This is a genomic window from Tenacibaculum mesophilum, assembly GCF_003867075.1.
GTDB classification, from domain to species: Bacteria; Bacteroidota; Bacteroidia; order Flavobacteriales; family Flavobacteriaceae; genus Polaribacter; species Polaribacter mesophilus.
Map to the genome: position 1 here is coordinate 3166127 of NZ_CP032544.1, position 23050 is coordinate 3189176.

17 protein-coding genes are annotated in these 23050 nt (G+C 32.3%); 10 read left to right on the forward strand and 7 right to left on the reverse strand.

The features are described from left to right. Position 1: 1 nt before the first annotated feature. The gene (locus tag D6200_RS14440) at positions 2 to 718 is read left to right on the forward strand and encodes a hypothetical protein (protein ID WP_073181615.1); all 717 of its coding nucleotides are present in this window, start codon (positions 2 to 4) and stop codon (positions 716 to 718) included. A 38-nt stretch (positions 719 to 756) separates the two neighbouring features. Here the strand turns inward: D6200_RS14440 and D6200_RS14445 are convergent, their stop codons facing one another. From D6200_RS14445 to D6200_RS14465, 5 genes are all read right to left on the reverse strand, one after another. Then, positions 757 to 1377 (reverse strand): hypothetical protein, encoded by a 621-nt coding sequence (locus D6200_RS14445; protein ID WP_073181613.1) that lies wholly within the window; start codon positions 1375 to 1377, stop codon positions 757 to 759. Then, positions 1361 to 1843, reverse strand: coding sequence for an RNA polymerase sigma factor (locus D6200_RS14450; protein ID WP_047788669.1), 483 nt, complete (start codon positions 1841 to 1843; stop codon positions 1361 to 1363). The genes D6200_RS14445 and D6200_RS14450 overlap by 17 nt, the downstream gene beginning before the upstream one ends. 140 nt (positions 1844 to 1983) lie before the next feature. Then, positions 1984 to 2910: a M43 family zinc metalloprotease gene (locus tag D6200_RS14455; protein WP_073181611.1), complete on the reverse strand. Its 927-nt coding sequence runs from the start codon at positions 2908 to 2910 to the stop codon at positions 1984 to 1986. 206 nt (positions 2911 to 3116) lie between these two features. Further along, entirely contained in the window at positions 3117 to 6557 is a 3441-nt protein-coding gene (locus D6200_RS14460; RefSeq protein ID WP_073181609.1) for a methylmalonyl-CoA mutase family protein, read from the reverse strand. A gap of 70 nt (positions 6558 to 6627) precedes the next feature. Then, entirely contained in the window at positions 6628 to 6951 is a 324-nt protein-coding gene (locus D6200_RS14465; RefSeq protein ID WP_047788453.1) for a hypothetical protein, read from the reverse strand. A gap of 297 nt (positions 6952 to 7248) precedes the next feature. Between D6200_RS14465 and D6200_RS14470 the strand changes: the two genes are divergently transcribed. The 5 genes from D6200_RS14470 to D6200_RS14485 all read left to right on the forward strand — a co-directional run bounded on the left by D6200_RS14470 (position 7249) and on the right by D6200_RS14485 (position 11138). Beyond that, positions 7249 to 9243: a urocanate hydratase gene (locus D6200_RS14470; protein ID WP_073181607.1), complete on the forward strand. Its 1995-nt coding sequence runs from the start codon at positions 7249 to 7251 to the stop codon at positions 9241 to 9243. 11 nt (positions 9244 to 9254) lie between these two features. Next, positions 9255 to 9782: a DUF4136 domain-containing protein gene (locus D6200_RS14475; RefSeq protein ID WP_073181605.1), complete on the forward strand. Its 528-nt coding sequence runs from the start codon at positions 9255 to 9257 to the stop codon at positions 9780 to 9782. Between the two features lie 82 nt (positions 9783 to 9864). Continuing rightward, positions 9865 to 10029 carry a DUF5522 domain-containing protein gene (locus D6200_RS15360; protein WP_159432107.1) on the forward strand — a complete coding sequence of 55 codons (165 nt, stop codon included), beginning with the start codon at positions 9865 to 9867 and terminating at the stop codon, positions 10027 to 10029. 53 nt (positions 10030 to 10082) lie between these two features. Beyond that, positions 10083 to 10790 carry a DUF4197 domain-containing protein gene (locus D6200_RS14480; RefSeq protein ID WP_073181603.1) on the forward strand — a complete coding sequence of 236 codons (708 nt, stop codon included), beginning with the start codon at positions 10083 to 10085 and terminating at the stop codon, positions 10788 to 10790. Between the two features lie 150 nt (positions 10791 to 10940). Further along, positions 10941 to 11138, forward strand: coding sequence for a hypothetical protein (locus tag D6200_RS14485; protein ID WP_047788449.1), 198 nt, complete (start codon positions 10941 to 10943; stop codon positions 11136 to 11138). Here D6200_RS14485 and D6200_RS14490 read toward each other — a convergent pair. Both D6200_RS14490 and D6200_RS14495 read right to left on the reverse strand, forming a co-directional pair. Beyond that, the gene (locus D6200_RS14490; protein WP_073181601.1) at positions 11121 to 11879 is read right to left on the reverse strand and encodes an ABC transporter substrate-binding protein; all 759 of its coding nucleotides are present in this window, start codon (positions 11877 to 11879) and stop codon (positions 11121 to 11123) included. The genes D6200_RS14485 and D6200_RS14490 overlap by 18 nt on opposite strands. 33 nt (positions 11880 to 11912) lie before the next feature. Further along, the gene (locus D6200_RS14495; protein ID WP_073182666.1) at positions 11913 to 12683 is read right to left on the reverse strand and encodes a LytR/AlgR family response regulator transcription factor; all 771 of its coding nucleotides are present in this window, start codon (positions 12681 to 12683) and stop codon (positions 11913 to 11915) included. A gap of 420 nt (positions 12684 to 13103) precedes the next feature. On the opposite strand from D6200_RS14495, the gene D6200_RS14500 reads away from it, so the two are divergent. From D6200_RS14500 to D6200_RS14515, 4 genes are all read left to right on the forward strand, one after another. Continuing rightward, positions 13104 to 16256 carry a SusC/RagA family TonB-linked outer membrane protein gene (locus tag D6200_RS14500; protein WP_231128381.1) on the forward strand — a complete coding sequence of 1051 codons (3153 nt, stop codon included), beginning with the start codon at positions 13104 to 13106 and terminating at the stop codon, positions 16254 to 16256. 13 nt (positions 16257 to 16269) lie between these two features. Next, positions 16270 to 17757 carry a RagB/SusD family nutrient uptake outer membrane protein gene (locus D6200_RS14505; protein WP_047788445.1) on the forward strand — a complete coding sequence of 496 codons (1488 nt, stop codon included), beginning with the start codon at positions 16270 to 16272 and terminating at the stop codon, positions 17755 to 17757. Between the two features lie 479 nt (positions 17758 to 18236). Beyond that, positions 18237 to 21305, forward strand: a complete 3069-nt coding sequence (locus D6200_RS14510) for a SusC/RagA family TonB-linked outer membrane protein (RefSeq protein ID WP_240627184.1) — start codon at positions 18237 to 18239, stop codon at positions 21303 to 21305. Between the two features lie 11 nt (positions 21306 to 21316). Next, positions 21317 to 22981 carry a RagB/SusD family nutrient uptake outer membrane protein gene (locus D6200_RS14515; RefSeq protein ID WP_073181595.1) on the forward strand — a complete coding sequence of 555 codons (1665 nt, stop codon included), beginning with the start codon at positions 21317 to 21319 and terminating at the stop codon, positions 22979 to 22981. Positions 22982 to 23050 lie beyond the last annotated feature (69 nt).

Sequence of the window (23050 nt, forward strand, 5' to 3'; positions counted from 1 at the left end):
TATGAACGAGAACTGTTTTCCTGTCGATGCTAATTCAGACGCTATTTTAAACTTAGAAGAGAAAATAAAAGCGTTAAAAGGTAAGATTGAAGCAATTGAAACCAAGCTATTTCCTTTTGAACAATCGTTACGAAATTCAATTGCTGATTTGTTAATAGAAGAACGAGAGTTAACAATTTTATATAAAGCACAAAAGAAAGCTAAAAAGGAAAAAAGGTTAGCACAAAAACGAAAAGGTAAAAATTACAAAGAACCTACAGGTATTGTACCTGTTTTGAAAAAAGAAGAAGTAGAGAAAGTCAATCAAAAAGAGAAGAAGAGATTATATAAAGAAGCAATGTTGTATGTGCATCCTGATAAGTTTTCGATGCAAGAAAATGAGCAACAAAAAGCATTAGAAACAACAACAAAGCTGATTGAAATATATCAAAACGGAAGCTTGGAAGAGTTAGAGGCTTTTCATGCTCATATTTTTGGAGGTAATACAGCGTTGAGTTTTAATAAAGATATAACATTAGTAAAAAAAACAACTAGCAACACTACTTATTTAACAAATGAGGTAGAACGTTTAGAAAAGCAATTAACCAATTTGTTAGATAGTTATACTTATAAAGTTTTAACAACATACAAAAATCCTATGTCATTTGTTGAGAAACTAAAAGTCTATTATGACGATAGAATTTTTAAACTTCGTAAACGAACCAGAACAAAAAAATAAACCAGAATTATAAAAGAACAATTCTGATTTATGATTAATTAAGAAGTTTTTAATTCTTCCATTTCTTTAATAATATCGTCTAGTTTTGATATAAGACTGTGATATAAAATTCGAGTAGAGATGTTGTATACCACGAAACCAATAACTCCAGTCACAATTGCTACGATGAGTCCAACTCCTATAATATGTAAGAATGAAGAGTCACTGGAAATATAGTTAGATAAAAAACTTTTCTCTTTCACACCGTAAGCCAGAGCAAAAATAGATACAATAGCTAGTGGAATTGCAAAAACAAATAACTTTTTTGTGGCTTTAGATACCGAGTTAATTACACTTCTGTAGTTCTTTAAATATGTTAAGTTGTCAGATTTAACATCAATAGTCTTAAATCTTTTTAATAATCTTGTATTAAAGAAGTACAAGCTTAGGATTAAAAAAGCACCGTATGCACCAATAATAGTTTCAGATAAAAGAATCCCACCGATAACTACAATTCCTGCCATAGGAAGCAATCCTTTATTGTCAAACTCGTAGGTTCTTCTAATTTTATTAATAACCGATTTAGATTTCTGGTTGTATATATCGTTAATTTTTGGAGCTATTAATGATTGTTCATTAATAAAAGCTTCATTCCATCTTTTTTCAATTGATTTTTCCATCTAATATTATTTTTAATTGTTTTTTAATTCTGTTAATACGTACTGCAATATTGTTAGCGCTAGTTCCAATAATTGCAGCAATTTCTTTGTAAGGATTTTCTTCTAAATGCAGTAAAATTATCGCTCTGTCGACTTCAGATAATTTTTTAATAGCATCATATAACAAGTTTAAATCTTCGTTTTGAAAAGCTTTATTATCCTCCGATAAATTGGGAGTTTTCTCTAAAGAATATTCTTTTTTAGCATTTCTCTTCGCTAAGGTTAAACAAACATTTAGCGTAATTCTGTAAATCCAAGTAGACCATTTCGACTTATTTTGGAATGCATCTCTGCTTTTCCATATTTGTAAACAAGCCTCTTGATAAAAGTCTTCAAAATCCTCTTGAGAGTCTGTATAAGCTCTACATATTTTAATAATAATACCAGCATGTGGTAAAATGGATGTTATATAAAAATCGTTACTCAAAATTTGGTTTTCTTGATAGGTATTCTGAAAAGTAAAATTATTACAAGAAAGTTTATTTTTTTTGAAAATAAAAAACCTTACAAAATTAATTGTAAGGATGAAGTTTGACAATGAGGTAATAGAAAATACTATTTTATGGGTTATCTGCTAATCACATCAGAAGTAATTAGTGTTTTTCTTCTTTCTGCATGTTCAAGTACATATCTCATTCGTTTAATTTGTCCTTTGGTAAATACATTCATACATCTATCATCAGTAAGATTCATATAGTTGTTTACAGGAGCAGGTTGTCCGTCACAGGCTTTAGGAATTGTCCCATCACAACCATCAATAGAACTACTTACAGGTGGTGTGTCTTCAATAAAATCGTCATGGTCATAACAAGGTTTTCCTTCAAGAACAGCTCCCCAAATATGTAATAAACCTAAGAAATGTCCCATTTCGTGGGTTAATGTTTTACCAAGATTGAGACCTCCAGAAACATCGGATTTTCCAAAGTGATGAACATTAATTAAAATACCATCACCTATGGTTTTTAACTCATCTTCTATTCCAGGTAAGTTAGTGGTAGGAAAAGAAGCTGCGCCAGCAAATGTATTAGGGGCATACCCGCTATATACCCAAATGTTGATATATTTATTAGGGTTCCAATATTCAAACTCAGGAAGCCAATCAAATCTGTCTTTATCACCTCTTACGGGAGTGTTGTCGTAATAATTAATACGGTTAATTCCGTTAGTTGGGTTCCCGTTAGGGTCTATTTCTGCAAGTTTAAATTGAATAAAAGAGTCACTACTAAGCGGGGAATTGTTTTCTCCTAAAGTGCCTGCTACTCTTCTAAAGTCGTGATTTAAAGATTGAATTTGTTCTTTAATACGTTCGGTAGCTAGGTTAAAGCCTTCGCCTATACTTTCTCCGCCATGTATTATGTGTACGACTAAGGGTAAGGTGTAGACTTCTAAGTTATCTAAAGGAGGTTCTGGATTTTCTGGTAAATCAATTTTAGTTTCACTACTGCAAGCAAATAGTAAAGAGAAAAGAGTAGTTATTAAAAAGGTTTTTTTCATAGAATTAATGGAGTTGTATCAAATTATTATTGACTAGACGCTATAGAAAGCGAAAGGTTGCGTGTAATTTTTTTATTTAACGTTTTATTATTTTAAAACAAAAGTTTAAGGAATAGAAACTTTTTTAATAAAGAAGATATTTAAAAGTATAAAGCCTCACTTAAATTTAAGTGAGGCTTTAAATATTTATTTAAAGGCATTGCCTCTTACATGTTTCGTCTGTATTGACCACCTACTTCAAATAAAGCTGAGGTAATTTGACCTAACGAACAAACTTTAGTAGCGTCCATTAATTTTTCAAAAAGGTTTTGATTGTTAATAGCTGCCGATTGCATTTCAGATAAAAGCTGTTCTATTTTATCTTCATGTGCTTTGTTCAGATTCTCTTTCGTTTTGATTTGGAATTGTTTTTCCTCTTCGGTAGCACGAATAACTTCTTGTGGGGTTACCGTTGGAGAACCTTTAGAACTTAAGAAGGTGTTTACTCCAATAATTGGGAATTCACCTGTATGTTTTAAGGTTTCGTAGTATAAACTCTCTTCTTGAATTTTAGAACGTTGGTACATCGTTTCCATTGCTCCTAAAACACCACCACGCTCCGTAATTCTATCGAATTCAGTTAACACTGCTTCCTCAACTAAATCAGTCAATTCTTCAATAATAAATGAACCTTGAATTGGATTTTCATTCTTAGCTAATCCTAATTCTTTATTGATGATTAACTGAATGGCCATCGCACGACGTACTGATTCTTCTGTAGGCGTCGTAATGGCCTCATCATATGCATTCGTGTGTAATGAGTTACAGTTGTCGTAAATTGCATATAACGCCTGTAAGGTTGTACGGATATCATTAAAATCAATTTCCTGAGCATGTAATGAACGTCCAGAAGTTTGAATATGATATTTAAGCATTTGTGCTCTTGGGTTCGCTCCGTATTTGTGTTTTAAAGCTTTTGCCCAAATTTTACGTGCTACACGACCAATTACTGCATATTCAGGATCAATACCATTAGAGAAGAAGAATGATAAGTTTGGTCCAAACTTATTAATATCCATTCCTCTTGATAAGTAGTATTCTACGTAAGTGAATCCGTTTGCTAGTGTTAAGGCTAACTGTGTAATAGGGTTTGCACCAGCTTCTGCAATATGATATCCAGAGATAGATACTGAGTAGAAATTACGAACATTTTTTTCAATAAAATATTCTTGTACATCACCCATTAAACGTAATGCAAATTCCGTAGAGAAAATACACGTATTTTGTGCTTGATCTTCTTTTAAAATGTCTGCTTGAACCGTACCACGTACTTGTGCTAAGGTATTTGCTTTAATTTCAGCATAAACATCCGCAGGTAAAATTTGATCACCTGTAACGCCTAAAAGTAGTAATCCTAATCCGTTATTACCTTCAGGAAGTTCTCCATTATATTTAGGACGTTCTATACCTTTATCGTCATATAATTCTTTAAGTTTTGTTTCAACCTTTTTCTCTAGTTTGTGCTCTTTGATGTATTTTTCACAATTCTGATCGATAGCAGCATTCATAAAGAATCCTAATAACATCGGAGCAGGACCATTAATAGTCATAGAAACAGAAGTCATAGCATGACTTAAATCGAAACCAGAGTATAATTTTTTAGCATCGTCTAAACAACAAATAGATACTCCTGCATTTCCAATTTTACCGTAAATATCAGGTCTGTGTCCTGGATCGTTACCATATAATGTAACCGAGTCAAATGCTGTAGATAAACGTTTTGCTGGCATTCCTAAACTCACATAGTGAAAACGACGGTTGGTACGTTCAGGACCACCTTCACCAGCAAACATACGTGTTGGATCTTCCCCAGTACGTTTAAATGGATATAATCCTGAAGCATAAGGAAATTCTCCAGGAACATTCTCTTGCAAATTCCAACGTAATAAATCACCCCAAGCTTGGTATTTTGGTAACGCTACTTTCGGAATTTGTGTGTGCGAAAGTGACTCAGTATGTGTTTCTATTTTAATTTCCTTATCACGTACTTTAAACGAGTAAATAGGATCTTTATATTTTTTTACTTTGTCTTGCCAGTTTAAAATAATTTCCCAGTTATGTGGGTCAAGATTTAGTTTTACTTTATCGAATTGAGCAAATAATAACTTTACAAATGGTTGTTCTTCCTCCTGAACTTGTTTCTGAATGGCATCTTGGTCAATTCCGTTTTTGGTAAGGAAAGGTTCCGTCACTTCGTTCGGAATGACAGATAAGATGGTTTGATGGATTCCGTATAATTTCTGAGCTACTTTTTCTTGCTCATCAACTTTTTTGTCATAAGCGCGATTGTTTTCTGAAATTTCAGATAAATAACGTGTTCTACTAGGTGGAATTACAAATATCTTTTCAGACATTTCTTTCGTAATTTCAAAAGTAGATTGTAAATCAGCTCCCGCCTTTTCAACTAATTTATCCATAATCGCTTTGTATAGCGAATTCATTCCTGGGTCGTTAAATTGAGATGCAATGGTTCCAAAAACAGGCATGTCATCCATATGAACATCCCATAAATTGTTGTTACGCATGTATTGTTTTTTTACATCGCGTAAAGCATCTAAAGCTCCTCTTTTATCAAATTTGTTAATGGCTACTAAGTCAGCAAAATCAAGCATGTCGATTTTTTCTAACTGTGTTGCAGCACCAAATTCGGGAGTCATTACATACAAAGAAGTATCAGAATGTTCGATAATCTCTGTATCTGATTGTCCAATACCTGAAGTTTCTAAAATGATTAAGTCAAATTCCGCAGCTTTTAATACTTCTACTGCTTCATTTACATATTTTGATAATGCTAAGTTTGACTGACGTGTAGCTAATGAACGCATGTATACACGTTCATTGTTGATAGCATTCATACGAATACGATCACCTAGCAAAGCACCACCTGTTTTTCTTTTTGAAGGATCAACAGAAATTAATCCGATAGTTTTGTTTGGAAAATCAATTAAGAAGCGACGGACTAATTCGTCAACTAAACTCGATTTACCAGCACCACCTGTACCCGTGATACCTAATACTGGAGTTTTGGAGTTTTTATTTTTTTTATGAATGGTTTCTAAAGCTTCTTTAGCAACTTCGGGGAAGTTCTCCGCAGCAGAAATTACACGAGCAATACTGCCAACTTCTTTATCGGCTAATTTGTCTACTTCTCCATTTAACGCATCTCCAATGGCAAAGTCTGATTGTTGAACTAAATCGTTAATCATTCCTTGTAATCCCAGTTCACGACCATCATCAGGAGAGTAAATACGAGTAATTCCATAGTCCATCAATTCCTTGATTTCCTCTGGTAGAATTACTCCACCACCACCTCCGAATATTTTAATATGTCCAGCTCCTTTTTCTTGCAATAAATCGTACATGTACTTAAAGTACTCGTTATGTCCACCTTGGTACGAAGTCATAGCAATTGCATTTGCGTCTTCTTGAATAGCACAGTTTACTACTTCTTCAACGCTTCTATCATGTCCTAAGTGAATTACTTCAACCCCAGTAGATTGAATAATTCGGCGCATAATATTAATGGCAGCGTCGTGTCCATCAAATAAAGAAGCCGCAGTTACAATTCGTACTTTGTGTTTAGGTTTATAGGGAGTTATTTGTTCCATTCGTAAATTGTCTTAATTTTCGGGTACGCAATTTACGGAAATCTTAAAAAATAGACGGATGTTTTAACAATTATAAATAAGAAAGGAATGCCCATCTCTTTCGAGTAGAGATATATTCTAAATTATGTTCATTTTGATAGGCCTCTCGTTCAAAACTTAGGTTTTTATAAGCTAATGATGTTTTTCGATAAATTAATAGCTTAATAAGCCATTCTAAAAAATAGAAAAGATAAAAGAAGACAATTAGTAACTCTAATTGCTGTTTTAAGTGTATTTTTTCATGATTTATTAAAACAGGATCACCTTTTAAATCTTCTCTTTTTAAGAATATAAAAGGGTATAATGTCATTCCAGAAAATCCTTTTGGTATTATATGTTTTGAAATAAATATCATAAACTTGTTCATGCAATAAACTTACCAAAGGTACAATTTATTGTTAGGACAAGAGTAAAAATACAAGAAGAAGAAAAATTTATACTTTTTAAAGATGCTGTTTTTAACTGTATAGACTTATATTTGTGCAAACTTCAAAGAAATGGATTTTTTAACTCTAAAATATAAAAAGAGGATTGAAGCTCAGTATCACAGAGCCGATATCCGTTATCCATAGTTTCTTCATTTTTACGATTATAAACAGATTTAAAATTAATAAGTTTTCATTTTTTAATTGGAAACTATAAACCGTATAAAATGACTTTTAAAGAACAAATAAAACAAGGAATACCTACTACATTACCTCCAAAAAAGGAGTATGACACCACCATAAATCACGCACCAAAACGTAAAGAAATTTTAACTGATGAAGAGAAGAAATTGGCTTTACGTAATGCATTGCGTTATTTTGATAAAAAACATCATTCAGCATTATTACCAGAATTTGCTGAAGAATTAGAAAAGTACGGACGAATTTATATGTATCGTTTCCGTCCTGATTATAAGATGTACGCGCGTCCTATTGAAGAGTATCCAGGGAAATCAGAGCAAGCAAAAGCGATTATGGTAATGATTCAAAATAATTTGGATTATGCAGTAGCACAGCATCCTCACGAATTAATTACTTATGGTGGTAATGGAGCAGTATTTTCTAATTGGGCACAGTATTTATTAACCATGAAGTACTTATCTGAAATGACCAATAAACAAACTTTGGTAATGTATTCAGGACACCCAATGGGATTATTCCCATCACATAAAGATGCACCAAGAGTAGTGGTTACCAATGGTGTGATGATTCCGAATTATTCAAAACCAGATGATTGGGAAAAGTTTAATGCGTTAGGAGTAACTCAATATGGGCAAATGACAGCAGGAAGTTACATGTATATAGGTCCACAAGGAATTGTACATGGAACAACAATTACTGTGTTAAACGGATTCAGAAAAATAGGAAAGTCTCCAAAAGGTAATTTATTTGTTACTGCTGGTTTAGGAGGAATGAGTGGTGCGCAACCAAAAGCAGGAAATATAGCAGGTTGTATTACAGTGTGTGCTGAGGTGAATCCGAAAATAACGCAGGTTCGTTTAGATCAAGGTTGGATTGATGAAAAAATCACAGACTTAGATGAATTAGTAGCACGTGTTAGAAAAGCAAAGGAAAACGAAGAAGTTGTTTCGTTAGCATATTTAGGAAACATAGTGGATGTTTGGGAAAAGTTTGCTGAAGAAAATGTGTATATTGATTTAGGTTCAGATCAAACATCGTTGCACAATCCATGGGCAGGAGGTTATTATCCAGTAGATATGTCGTTTGAAGAATCAAACGAAATGATGGCGAATAATCCAGAGTTGTTTAAAGAAAAAGTACAAGAAACCTTACGTCGTCACGCAAAAGCGATTAATAAACATACAGAAAAAGGAACGTATTTCTTTGATTACGGGAATGCCTTTTTATTGGAAGCGAGTAGAGCAGGAGCTGATGTAATGAACCCAAATCCGACGTTGGGAAGAGAGTTCAAGTATCCTAGTTATGTACAAGATATTATGGGGCCTATGTGTTTTGATTATGGTTTTGGGCCTTTCCGTTGGGTATGTACTTCAGGAAAACCAGAAGATTTAGCCAAAACGGATGCGATTGCTTGTAAGGTATTGGAGAAAATTATGAAAAAATCTCCAGAAGAAATCCAACAACAAATGGCAGATAATATTCAGTGGATTAAAGGAGCGCAAGAAAATAAGTTAGTTGTAGGTTCACAAGCACGTATTTTATATGCAGACGCTGAAGGACGTATGAAAATAGCAGAAGCGTTTAACAAAGTAATTAAGAAAGGAAAAATTGGTCCAGTAGTCTTAGGTCGTGATCATCATGATGTATCTGGAACTGATTCACCTTACCGTGAAACTTCTAATATTTATGATGGTTCGCGCTTTACAGCAGATATGGCAATTCATAATGTAATAGGAGATAGTTTTAGAGGAGCTACTTGGGTTTCTATTCACAATGGAGGTGGAGTAGGTTGGGGAGAAGTAATTAATGGAGGGTTTGGCATGCTTCTTGATGGTTCTAAAGATGCATCAAGGCGCTTAAAATCAATGCTTTTCTGGGATGTGAATAACGGAATAGCAAGACGTAGTTGGGCACGAAATAATGAAGCTGTTTTTGCGATTAAACGTGCCATGGAAGTTGAAAAGAAACTAAAAGTTACACTTCCAAACTTAGTGGACGATGCGTTATTAGAAAACATGTAAACTCTTAGAAAATGAAAAATTTAAAATTACTTTTTTTGCCAATTGTAGCTTTACTAATTACTTCATGTAGTTCAGTAAGAGTAGTAACGGATTATGATACACAAACAGATTTTAATAAATACAAAACGTTTGCGTTTTACAAAACAGGCATAGACAAAGCTCCAATCTCTGATTTAGATAAAAAACGTATTATGCGTGCTATTGAAGCAGAGTTGACGGCGAAAGGGATGACAAAGTCAGCTACCCCAGATGTTTTAGTGAGTTTGTTTACAAAGTCTCGTGAACGTATTAATGTGAATGATAATTTCTATGGAGGATTTTACTATCCATGGTATTATGGACCAAGTCCAGTAACTGTTTCTCAATATACCGAAGGTACGTTGTTTATTGATTTGTTAGATGCTGACAAAAAAGAGTTAGTATGGCAAGGGATAGGAACGGGAGCTTTGAGTACAAGTAGTGTAGAAAGAAAGGAAGCTCGTATTAAAGAATTTGTGGCTGAGATTATGGCGGAGTATCCACCTAACGCTAAAAAGTAAGATTTAAATTTTTTAAGATATACAAATACGTTAAGCAGAGCTATAAAGTCTGTTTAACGTATTTTTTTATGATATTTGTAGTATGAGAAATAAGATATTAAAACCCACTCCTGATGAGTATTATACTAATGAGCAAGGGTATAGGGTTTTTAAAGAAGCGTATCATTTACGACGAGGATATTGTTGTAAAAGTGGTTGTAAACACTGTCCGTATGGATATGATAAAAATACCGATAGTTTCAAATAAATGTGACAATAAATAGTTTATTGTTTCTAATAGATAAAATCAAACAAGTAGACATGAAAAAAATTACAGTATTCTTTATTGCACTTACTTTTATGGGATGTGCAGAATTACAAAAAGTAGTAAATCAATTACCACAAGGAGGGGTGTTAACACAAGAACAGATTGGTAATGGTTTGCGTCAAGCTTTAGATAACGGAATTCAGCATCAAGTAACTAAATTAACTTCAAAAGATGGTTTTTATAAAAATGACTTGGTAAAAATTTTATTACCAGAGGAATTACAAGCAGTAGACAAGGGGTTGAGAAAGATAGGTTTAGGTAATTTAGCTGATGAAGGATTAAAAGCAATTAATAGAACTGCTGAGGATGCTGTAAAAACAGCAACTCCAATTTTTGTGAACGCCGTTAAGGAAATTACGTTTACAGATGCAAAAAATATTTTATTAGGAGCTGATAACGCAGCGACTTCTTATTTAGAAGGAAAAACAACTTCTGCATTATATGCTGAGTTTAATCCAGTTATTAAAAACTCATTTTCGAAAGTAGGAGCTGATAAAATTTGGTCAAACTTAATCACGAAATACAATAGTATTCCGTTTGTTAAAAAAGTGAATCCAGACTTAACAGACTATGTAACAACTGAAGCGTTAGATGGTGTGTTTACTATGATTTCAGTTGAAGAAAAAGGAATACGTAATAAAGTAGGATTACGTAATACAGCATTATTACGTCAGGTATTTGCGTTACAGGATAGTAAATAGAATTAAAAAGCTCTTGAGAAATTAAGAGCTTTTTTGTTATTAGTAATATTAAAAATAGGGGTTTTCCCCATTTTATATTTAATTGTTTTTTTATATTGCTGTAAATCAAATAAATATGTATATTTATAATCCGTGTTAACCCAATTATAAATGTCAAGAATTAATCAATTACGTAGATACAGAAAACATCTTGAAGAGAGATATCTAAGGTTGGTTGAGACAGCTAATGATTATAAATATGAAGATGAGTGCAAAAGTGATCGCTCAGCATTCAAAGCGATGAAGATATTGGAAAAACTAAATAGAATAAAATATTTAGATGAAGATATGTCAAGCCCTGTTGTGTAACTCCTTAAAGTAATCAAAAGCTTTTAACAGTCTACTACCGTACCAAGAAAAGTATTCACCGTCAACCAATATAGGAGTCAGGTTGTTAGTGTGTTCTATAATCTCAAGAATGTGTTTTTCTTTGAAAGGAAAAGGTTCAGAAGAAAGTAAAATTAATTCTGGTTTTTTCTTATTGATATTTTTTATGTCAACTTCTGGATACCTTTTTTCGTTAGCATAAACATTTTCAAATTTGTTTAATTCTAGCAGGTGATTTATAAACGTATTACTTGCTGCAACCATCCAAGGATTTCTCCAAATAAAATAAGCAACTTTTCTACTTTTTTTATTTTTAATAAACTTTTTAAAATCAATTATTTTTGACTCTAATTTATTAGTTATTTTTTTAGCTTCAATTTGCTTCTCAAAAAAACTTCCGTACAAAGAAATTAACTCTATGGAGTCTGTAAGTGTAAAAATATCAGAAACATGGGTAAACGCTACTTGCTGGCAGGCTTCTACTATTTCTTTGGTGTTTTCTTCTCTGTTACAAAGAATAATGTCTGGTTGAAGCTCTTTAATTTTATCTATTTTTATGTTTTTGGTGCCACCAACAATAGTTTTTGTTTTAGTTAAGTGTGTTGGGTGAACGCAAAATTTTGTTATTCCTAATATATTGTCTTCGAGACCTAAATCAACTAAAAGTTCTGTTTGACTAGGAACTAAAGAAATAATTCTTTTATATTTTTTGTTAGTGTTCATTAAACAAAATTAATGATTCAAAAGAAAGGATTTTTATTTAACACCCATAAGTTCTTGAAAATCTTTTTTATAGCTTTTACTTACTCTAAAAGTTTTGTTATCGTTAATTTTTACATCTGTCTCACCATAATTGGAAGTGATGATCTCATCAATAAAATTAGAGTTGATTATAGTAGATCTGTGAATTCTAACAAAAAAATTAGAGTTTAACCTTTTAATTATGCTTGATAAAGATTCACGTAGTAGATACTTTTTATTATCAGTAGTGAAAATTTCTACATAATAACCTGAAGCGGATATATACTTAATAGCGTTTCGTTCTAAGAAAATTATTTTGTTTCCCGATTTAATATTAATCTTGGTTCCTTTTACAGGCATTTCAATAGGAGTCTTCTCTTTTACTAGATCTATGATGTTATCTAAATCTGAAAGTTTTTCTATTTTCTTATAATCAATAACCTTTTTAATAGAAGCATAAAAACGATCTTCTTTTAATGGTTTTAAAAGATAATCAAAAGCAAAGTAGTCAAAAGCTTTCACAGCATGTTCGTTAGAAGAAGCTGTGAAAATAAAAATAGGCTTTTTAGGTAGAGTTATTTTTTCGATAATATCAAACCCAGTCATATCGTTTATTTTGGTGTCAAGATATACAACATCTGGGTTTAAAGTGTTGATTTTCTTTATAGCGTCTAAGCCATTAGAAGATTCATCAACAGTTTCTATAAAACTGTAATCGCTCACTAAGTTTTTAAACCGAAGTCTAGCAGAATTTTCTTCGTCAACGATTAGAATTGATATTTTCATTTTCATTTTATTTTCCTAGGAACTGTAACAGTTGAAGTTATAGAATACCCTAATTTCATAGTTGTTTAACAATTGTTGAGATTTAATAATTATACTTCCAAATTAGTAATTTAAGGAACTTACTATTTGAATACAATTTGTGGCAAAAATAAAGAAGAACTCCTTTAAAAGCTAGTAAAAATAGTAGGCTTTTAATATTTTAACATTAATTAACAGGTGGCTTTTTTTAATGAGCATGTTGTTAACTTCTTAAAATTGTTTTTTCACATCAAATTAAAAGGTGTTAACTTCAAAAAGGTGTTAACAAAAACTTATAGCCTTTAGATTTACAACTGTTAATTAATAAAAATTTAATAATTTATGAATCTACATTTGAAAAATGTAATCTGTGTATTTTTATTCTTCAGTTTTTTACTGAATATGAGCGCACAGGAGAAAAAAATCACTGGAGTGGTATCTGATAGTGCAGGACCTTTACCTGGTGTGAATGTAATTTTAAAAGGTACGACCATGGGTACTGAAACAGACTTTGATGGTAAGTATTCATTAAACGCAAAAACAGGAGATGTTTTAGTTTTTAGTTTCGTTGGAATGCAAGTAACTGAGAGAACAGTGGGAGCAGGATCAGAACTAAATGTTTTAATGAAAGAAGATGCTAACATATTAGATGAAATAGTAGTTGTTGGTTATGGAACAACAACTAAACAATCTTTTACAGGTACAGCAAAAGTTGTTAAAACAGAAAATTTAGAAGCAAAAAGTGTTTCTAATGTGTCTCAGGCTTTAGCAGGAGAAATAGCAGGGGTTAATGTAATTAATACATCAGGACAACCAGGAACAGCTGCTACTATTCGTATTCGTGGTTTTGGTTCTGTTAATGGAAACAGAGATCCTTTATATGTAGTAGATGGTGTGCCTTTTTCTGGTTCTATTAACTCAATAAACCCATCAGATATTGAATCTACAACTGTTTTAAAGGATGCGTCAGCAACAGCTATTTACGGTTCTAGAGGAGCAAATGGTGTGATTATGATTACTACTAAAACTGGAAAATCAGGAAAAACGTCAGTTGAAGTTGATTTAAAAACAGGGGTTAACTTTCAGTTATTACCAAGATATGATGTAATAAAATCACCAGATGAGTATATAGAGTTGTCATGGCACGCAATGGCTAACCAAGGTTTGTTTGATGGAAAAACAAATGATGGAGCAGCTTATGCAAACCAAAATTTGTTTTCAAGAGGAGGTATAAGAGATGTTTTTAATTATTTCTCAACAAATGATGTTTCTCAAATAATTGACCCAGTAACAGGAAAAGTAAGACCTGGGGTGTCTAGAAAGTACACTCCAGAAGAATGGTCAGATTATGCTTTTCAATCATCAATCAGAACTGAAGCAAATGTTAAGATGAGTGGAGGGAGTGAAAATACTAAATATTTTAGTTCTTTTGGATATCTAGACGATAAAGGATATTCGATTAACTCAGGTTATAAAAGGTATGCATCAAGATTAAATATTACACATAAACCAGCAGAATGGTTAACAGCTAAGGCTAATGTTGGATATACATTAGGAAGAACAACACAAAATGGGCAGTCGGAAGATTCAGGTAGTGTTTTCTGGTTTGTAGATAATATCCCTTCGATTTATCCTTTATTCGAACGTGACGCAGAAGGTAATCCTATAAAAGATACAAAATATGGAGGAAATAAATACGATTATAGAGACCGAGGTTTTGGTGGAGGTACAAATGCTTTAGGTAATGCTCAACATAATTTTATTGGTTCTGATCGTCACTCATTAAATGGTAATTTTTCATTTAAAGTATCTCTTTTAGAAGGGTTAGAATTTGAAACACAATATGGGGCTCAATATTATAGTAGAATCTATAATGAAGTTCAAAACCCATTTTATGGTTTTGCTGTTCAGCAAAGAGGAACTTTATTTAAAAGAAACTCTAGTGCTCTAACACAAAACTTTTTAAATATTTTTAGATTTAATAAAAAATTTGGAAACCATAGTTTTTCTGCTTTAGCAGCACACGAAACAAACCAAAGTGAGTATGAAACAAGTACTTTGAGTAAAAATAAGGTAGTTAATTTACAAAATGGATTAAAAGATCCTCATAACTATGTGGTAGTGTCAGCTCCTCCAACAGGGTATAGAACTAAGTCAGCTTTAGAAAGTTATTTCGGGCAAGTATCATATAACTACAAAAGAAAGTATTATTTCTCAGGAGCTATAAGACGTGATGGTTCTTCAAGGTTTGCAAAAGATAAATGGGGTACTTTTGGTTCAGTAGGTGCTTCATGGGTTTTATCTGAAGAAAATTTCATTTCAAATATAGATTTTATTGATTTTTTAAAGTTTAAAGCAAGTTATGGTATTTTAGGTGATCAAGCCGGAGTTGATATATACTCAGGGAGAAATACATATACTATTGGTAACTTAGGAGGTGAAATTTCATTAAGACCAAATGATTTACAAAACCCGTATTTAACTTGGGAAACTTCTAAGATGTTTCAAACTGGTTTAGAGTTTACTATTTTTAATAATAAGTTAGAAGGTGCTTTTGATTATTATGTTAAGAACACAGAAGACTTAATCTTTGAAAGAGGTGTAGCTCCATCTACAGGTAATGAAATTTTAGATGTAAATGATGGTACGCTAAGAAACTCTGGATTTGAATTTGATTTAACTGCACATTTATTAGATAAAGAAAATTATAAATTAGATTTTGGTATTAATGGAGAGATGTTTAACAGTAAGTTAACAGAAATGCCTATTGATCCATCTACAGGAGAAAGAAAGGTTTTAGATATTTCAGGAGGTTATGGTAGAGCTAAAGATAAAGGAATTTATGATTATTATTTAAGAGAATGGGCTGGGGTAGATACACAAACAGGGAACCCTCTTTGGAATCAATACTACCATGATGCTAATAATAATGGAACAGTAGATGCTGGTGAAGGTATTAAAAGTTTAACTGAATATAAAAGACAATTTCCAAATAACGCAATTAGCAAAACTACAACAAATGAGTACAGTGATGCTACTCAAAAGTTTATAGGAAAATCTATTATTCCTAAAGTTAGAGGAGCGTTCAGATTGAATGCTAAAATACATGACTTTACAATAAACACTTTATTTGGTTATAGTTTAGGAGGATACTCATATGATAATGTATATGCAGGTTTAATGGATAATAGTCAAGTAGGGTCAGATAACTGGCATACTGATATTCGAAATAGCTGGAAAAACCCAGGAGATGTTACTAACGTACCAAGATTAATAAGTGATAGAAATTTACAAGTAAACTCTGTATCGTCTCGCTTTATAACGTCAACAGACTATTTAGCTTTAAGTAATGTAAGATTAGGATATACAGTTCCTAGTAGTTTTATTGAAAACTCAGGAGTAAAATCTTTAAATCTATGGATAGCGGGTGATAACTTATTTTTATTAAGTGCAAGAGAAGGTTTTAATCCTATGACTTCTGAGACAGGTTCATCAAGTGTATATCGCTATCAGCCATTATCTACAATAACTTTTGGTGTAAGAGCTAAATTTTAAATTTTAAAAACATATGAAAAAATATATAAAACCAATATTATTAGGAGCAATTACAGCTTTTTCAGTAAGCTGTAGTGATGATTTTCTTGAAGAAAGCCCTACAGAAAATGTGACTGTTAACGATGTGGCTGAAACAGGAAAGATTTACCCAGATATTTTAGATGGAACTTTAAGAGGTATATATGAAACTATGTTTCAGGTAGAAACAGGAGGGACTGAAGACCATGAAGATTATGGACAAAAAGGCTACGACCTTATAAGTGATATTTTGTCTGGTGACATTGCATTAGCTCAAAATATCTATAATAGATACAGTAATGTTGCCCAATTAACTTCTACTAATGATTTCACGTTTACGACTCCAAATTTTATAGCTTGGAGATATTATTATAGAATAATTAATTCTAGTAATTTAGTAATAAAATCATTAGGAGGTAATGATGCTGCAATTACTGATGCTAATAGAGAGCAAATGGGACAAGCTAAAGCTTTAAGAGCCTATGGTTATTTTTACCTAACTCAGTTATATATTCCAGAATATACACCTACATCTAAGGTTTTACCTATATATACTGAAGCTAATTCTGAAGCTCAACCACAAAGTACAACAGAAGAAGTGTATAAGTTAATGATAAAAGATTTAGAGGAGTCAATTTCTCTTCTAGATTCATACAGTAGAAGTAATTTATACCAAATAAATAAACATGTAGCAAAAGGTCTCTTAGCTTATGTTTATGCGTCAAGAGGTTTAAATGATGACAATATCAAAGCTAAAGAATTAGCAGAAGAGGTTATAACTGAAGGAGGTTTTCCTTTGACTTCTAAAAAGAAAGTTACAGGAGGTTTTAATAATGTAGCTGAAAATCCGAGTTGGATGTGGGGAGTTGATCTTACTATTGACAACGGACTAGATTTAGTGTCTTGGTGGGGACAAATGGATTACTATACATTCAGTTACCAGTCGTTTGGAGATTTAAAACAAATAGATTTAGGTTTATATAACTCTATAAAAGATAAGGATGTTAGAAAAACTCAGTTTGATGGTGATACAGACTCAGGAAGTTATTTAATGCCAATTAATAAGTTTTATCACCCAGCAAAAAAGTTTAGAGGTCAACGAAATGTAGATACTGATTATATTTATATGAGAGTTGATGAAATGTATTTATTATCTGCTGAAATGTCTGCCAAAGAAGGTTTAGAGGGAGATGCTAAAAATCGTTTAAAAGATTTATTAGCAGAAAGATACGATGACGTAGCTGATTATGCATACGTTGATGGTTTATCAGGACAAGCTTTGCAAGATGAAATTTATTTACAAACAAGAATTGAGTTTTGGGGTGAAGGAAAAAGTTACTTAGCACTAAAAAGAAATAAAGCAACTTTAACTAGAGGTTCAAATCATTTATATTTAGCAGGTGATTCTATGAATTATAATGATGATAGATTAGTTCTTGAAATTCCACAAGCAGAAGTTCAAAATAATCCATTTATAAATTAATTTTTTTAGTAAATCGATTTACTAAAAAATAAGCGTTCCCCTAAAAAAAATGGGCAGAGAATTAATTCTCTGCCCATTTTATAGTATAGTAATAGTTTTTCAATTCAAATAAAAGGTAATTCAAATCAAAGTTATAATAATGAAAAGTTAAGCTTAATACATTTGCTGTAACTTATACCAACTTTGTTTTCATTGGTGTAATTATTTGAATTAATTATTATAAAGTCAAGGAGTCATTAACCTTGGCTTTTTTTGTTTTATAAATAGTTATTTTGTTGTTTTTTATCTTCTTTTGTCTTTTTTTGTTATTTTTTTAACTTTTTTTATGTTAAAATTACAGTTTTTTTAGTTTTATTTTATTGTTTTTTTAATTTTATAAGATATCAATTTTAAGGCTCTTGTAGTGAGAGTTTTAAGTTTAAAAATTTTAATTTATGAAATTAAAAAATTACCTATTGCTAATATTAATACTTGTAAATATGTCAATATTAGCACAAGAAAAAACGGTTACAGGAACAGTAACTGATAAAACTGGAGCACTACCAGGAGTTAGTGTTATTATAAAAGGTACTAATAAAGGTACTGAAACAGATTTTGATGGGAAGTATGCCATAAAAGTAAACCAAGGAGATATACTTGTTTTTAGTTTTGTAGGGCTTAAAACTATCGAAAGAACAGTTGGAGTAACTTCTATTTTAAATATTAAAATGGAAGAGGACGCTAACTTGTTAGACGAAGTGGTAGTTGTAGCTTATGGGACCACTACTAAAGAAGCATTTACAGGTTCAGCGAGTGTTTTAGGTGTGAAAGATTTAGCCACACGTAACGTAACTTCTCCAATTGCAGCTATTGAAGGTCGTGCAACAGGTATACAATTTACATCATCTGCAGGTCCAGGAGCATCACCAGATATTGTAATTCGTGGTGTAGGTACATTAAATGGAGATACTGATCCTTTATTTATAGTGGATGGTATTCAATATGAAGGAGAGTTAAATACAATAAATCAAGAAGATATAGAGTCTTTTACAGTACTAAAAGATGCCTCTTCTACATCATTATATGGTTCAAGAGCTGCTAATGGAGTTGTAATTATTACCACCAAAAAAGGAAAGAAAGGCGGAGTAAGAGTTAACCTTACTGCTCAATCTGGAGTTGTGGCAAACGGTGTTCAAACATATAACCAAGTGTCGCCAGGTCAGTATTATGAAGTTATGTGGGAAGCTCTGAAGAATTCTAGTGCTGGTGGAGGTGATCCTGCATTTGCTAGTGCAAATATTTATAATCAATTAGGTTATAATCCGTTTAATGTGCCAAATGATCAAATAGTTGGAGTGGATGGAAAGTTAAACCCTAATGCAAGCGTTATATATAAGAGTCTTGATTGGTTTGATGAACTACAACAAACCGGAATTAGAAATAACTACAATGTAGGTATATCAGCAGGAGGTGATGATCATACAGTATATTTTTCAGCGTCATACTTGGATGAAGAGAGTTATGTTGTAACATCTGGTTTTGAGCGTATAACAGCAAGGTTAAATGCTGATTTTGATGTAAGCGAAAGTATCAAAATAGGAGGTAGTGCCAATATTGCACTTACTGAAGCAAGAGGTCCAAGTTCAGCAGGAACCGGAAGCATTGTAAATCCGTTTAGTTTTGCACTAGGCATGGGATCAGTCTACCCAGTATATGTAAATGATTTACAAGGGAATATTGTAAGGGATGAATTTGGAAATCCAGTTTTTGACTCAGGTGAAGGTTTCCCAGAGTATAATATAGGTTCCAGACCCACGAACCAAGGTCGTCACGCACTTCAAGAATTGTTACTTAATAATGAAAGTGATAAGAATAATACTTATGGGTTTAGGTTTTATGGAGACATTAAACTTTTAGAAGGGCTTAATTTAAAAGTAACTTATGGTAGAGATATAAATGAGTTATTTGAAAGAGAGTATGAAAACGCAATTATTGGAGATGCTCAGCCAGATGGAAGATTGAGTGAAGACAGAGGAAGAGGAGAAGTACAAAACTTTAATCAAATTTTAACTTATGTTAATAGTTTTGGTAACCATAATTTAGAATTGCTTGCAGGTCATGAGAGTTTTGAAAGATCTATCTCTAATATTGAGGGACTAGCAACAATACAAGCGGCAAATGGGATTTTTGAATTTGCCAATTTTTCAAATATTGTAGATTTAGATGGAGCAACTTTTGATAAAGCAATTGAAGGATATCTTTTTAGAGCTAATTATAATTATGCTAATAAATATTATTTTAGTGGTTCTGTTCGACGTGATGGATCTTCTGTGTTTGATATGGATAAAAGATGGGGTACTTTTTACTCTGTAGGGGCTTCTTGGCGTATTGACCAAGAAAAGTTCATGAAAAATGTATCTTTTATAAATAAATTAAAATTAAGAGCATCTTACGGAGAAGTAGGGAATGATGATCTTCTAGATTCATATCTGTCGCAGGCTCGTTTTTCAATTACATCTAATGCAGCTAATCCAGCCATCATTTTTACAGATATAGGTAACGCTAATTTGCAGTGGGAAACCATTGAGAATTTTGATGTAGCATTGGAGTTTGCACTATTCGATAACTTTTTAGATGGTTCTGTAGAATATTATAAGAAAAATTCAACAGATTTACTTTACCTATTACCTATTGCACCAAGTAATGGATTGAATGAAGTTCCGGTAAACGCAGGAGATATGTTTAATTCAGGTTGGGAAGTAGGATTGACAGCTTATCTTTTTAATAAAGAAAATTTTAAATGGGACTTAACATTACAAGCTTCTACATTCAAAAATGAAATCACAAAATTACCAGATCCATTTATAAATGGATCAAAACGTTGGGCTGAAGGTAGATCGAGATTTGATTATTTTTTATTAAGAACTGCAGGGGTAGATCCTGATAATGGAGATCAGTTGTTCTATATGTATGAACAGGATGAAAACGGTGAAAGTGTTCCTGTTTTAGATGCAAATGGTAATCATGAAACAACAAATGATTGGCAAGATACAGAAAGAGCATATACTGGAGATTCTTCTGTGCCAGATCTTTTAGGTTCAGTTTTAAATAAAATTACATATAAAGATTTCACTTTTGATTTTTTAGTTACCTATGGTATAGGTGGAAAAGTGCTAGACAACGCATATTCATCTATGATGCATAGTGGAAGTTACGGAAGGTCTCTACATCCAGATATATTGAATGCATGGAAACAACCTGGAGATATAACAAATGTTCCAAGGTTAGAAAATGGAAACCCTGATCTGGTAAGAACTCAGTCAGATAGGTTTTTAACCGATGCTTCTTTCTGGGCATTAAAAAACGTGAACATAGGTTACACGTTAGATAAAAAAGTTGTAGAATCACTTAATATGGATAACATAAGATTCAATTTATCAGGAGAGAATTTATTCTTAAGAAGTGAGAGAAAAGGTTTAGATCCTCAGTATAATTTAGCAGGTACACCATCTGGTGATGATTTTTCTCCCCCAAGAATTATATCTTTTGGTATTAATGTTTCATTCTAAAAAAAATCATTATGTTAAATAAATTAAAATACTTATTAATAGCTGTTATCCTTATTTCGATAACATCTTGTAAAGAAGACTTTCTTGAAAGAACCCCAACGGATGCTATTTCTGCATCTGATGCGTTAGCTAACGAAACCAACATGCAATTAGTACTAGATGGAGTGCACAGAGGTTTATACTCTCAGTCACAAACAATATTTCCAGGAGGAGACTCTCAAAGAGCAGGCAATCATTATTGGGTTCCATTAGGAGATAATTTGTCTGGAGGACTAATTCATAGTGCTAATGCTAATAATTTAGGTTGGAGAACTGAGATGCAATGGAATTCTCATACTCAACCAACATCACTTACGAATGAATTATTATGGTATCATCGATATAACATTATTTTACATGCAAACCTTTTGATTAATGGAATTTTAGAAGGGAACTTAACAGAAACCCCAACATTAAATTCAATTTTAGGGCAAGCTTATACATATAGAGCCTATGCATATTTATCTTTAGTACAACATTATGGTAAAGGGTATTTAATTGGTAACCCTAGTACTGATTCAGGTGTACCTTTACTTTTTTCTTCAGAATCACCATTTACTAGCGAACCAAGATCAACAGTTGAAGAAATTTATAATCAAATAGGACAAGATTTAGATGCTGCTATTAGTGCTTTTGAAAAAGGATCTACAAGACCATCAGGAGGACCAGAGGTAAAATCTCAGTTGAATATAGATGTAGCTTATGGATTAAAAGCCAGATGGGCTCTTTCTAAAGGAGACTGGCAAACAGCTGCTGATGCTGCTGTGGCTGCACGTCAAAATTATCCGTTAATGAATGAATCAGAATGGAAAGCAGGATTTAATTCAAATGATCTTTCGGAAGTTATTTGGGGAAGTAATGTTATTCAAACAGAAACAACATTTTTCCGCTCATATTTTTATCTAGCTAGCAATACTTTTAATGGAAGTCAAATTAGAAATAATCCAAAAATAGCTGATAGAAGATTGGTTGATGCAATTCCTGATACAGATTATAGAAAAGATGTATTCATAATTGACGCACCTAATACGAATTTTTCTGCGGCAAACAATGAAGGAGGACTTGATTCAGATACAGGATTACCAAGAGATCCTAATTATGCAAGTGATCTAGATGCATATAATGCCAGAAGAGCTGAAATAAATTCAGAGTATGGTATTACGAATAGTTTTAACCAACATCCTTATATGCATTTTAAATTGAAGAATAAGAATCCTGGATCTATTGATCCTGATGATATAATTTATATGCGTGCCTCAGAAATGTATTTAATTGAAGCTGAAGCAAAAGCAATGATGAACGATATAACAGGAGCACAAAATGCTTTAAAGCCATTAGGTGAAGAGCGTGATAGTGCTTATGATGTAACAGTTTATAATACACAAGAATCTTTAATGGATCATATTAAGTTTCAAAGAGGAGTAGAATTATGGGGAGAAGGTTTTGGATATACAGATAAAATTCGTTGGGATGAAGGGATAGACCATGGAGCCAATGGAGGTTCGGGAGCTTCAGCAGTACTTTACCAAGGAGCTTATCAAATAGAAAAACCTTCTTTAAATGATGACTGGATTTTTAAAATTCCTCAAGCAGAGATAAATGCCAATCCAAACATATCACCAAGTGATCAAAACTAAAAGAGTTGTGAATAGAATAAGAAGCTAATTACATTAAATTTTTGTTTTCATTTAATGTAGTTATTTGAA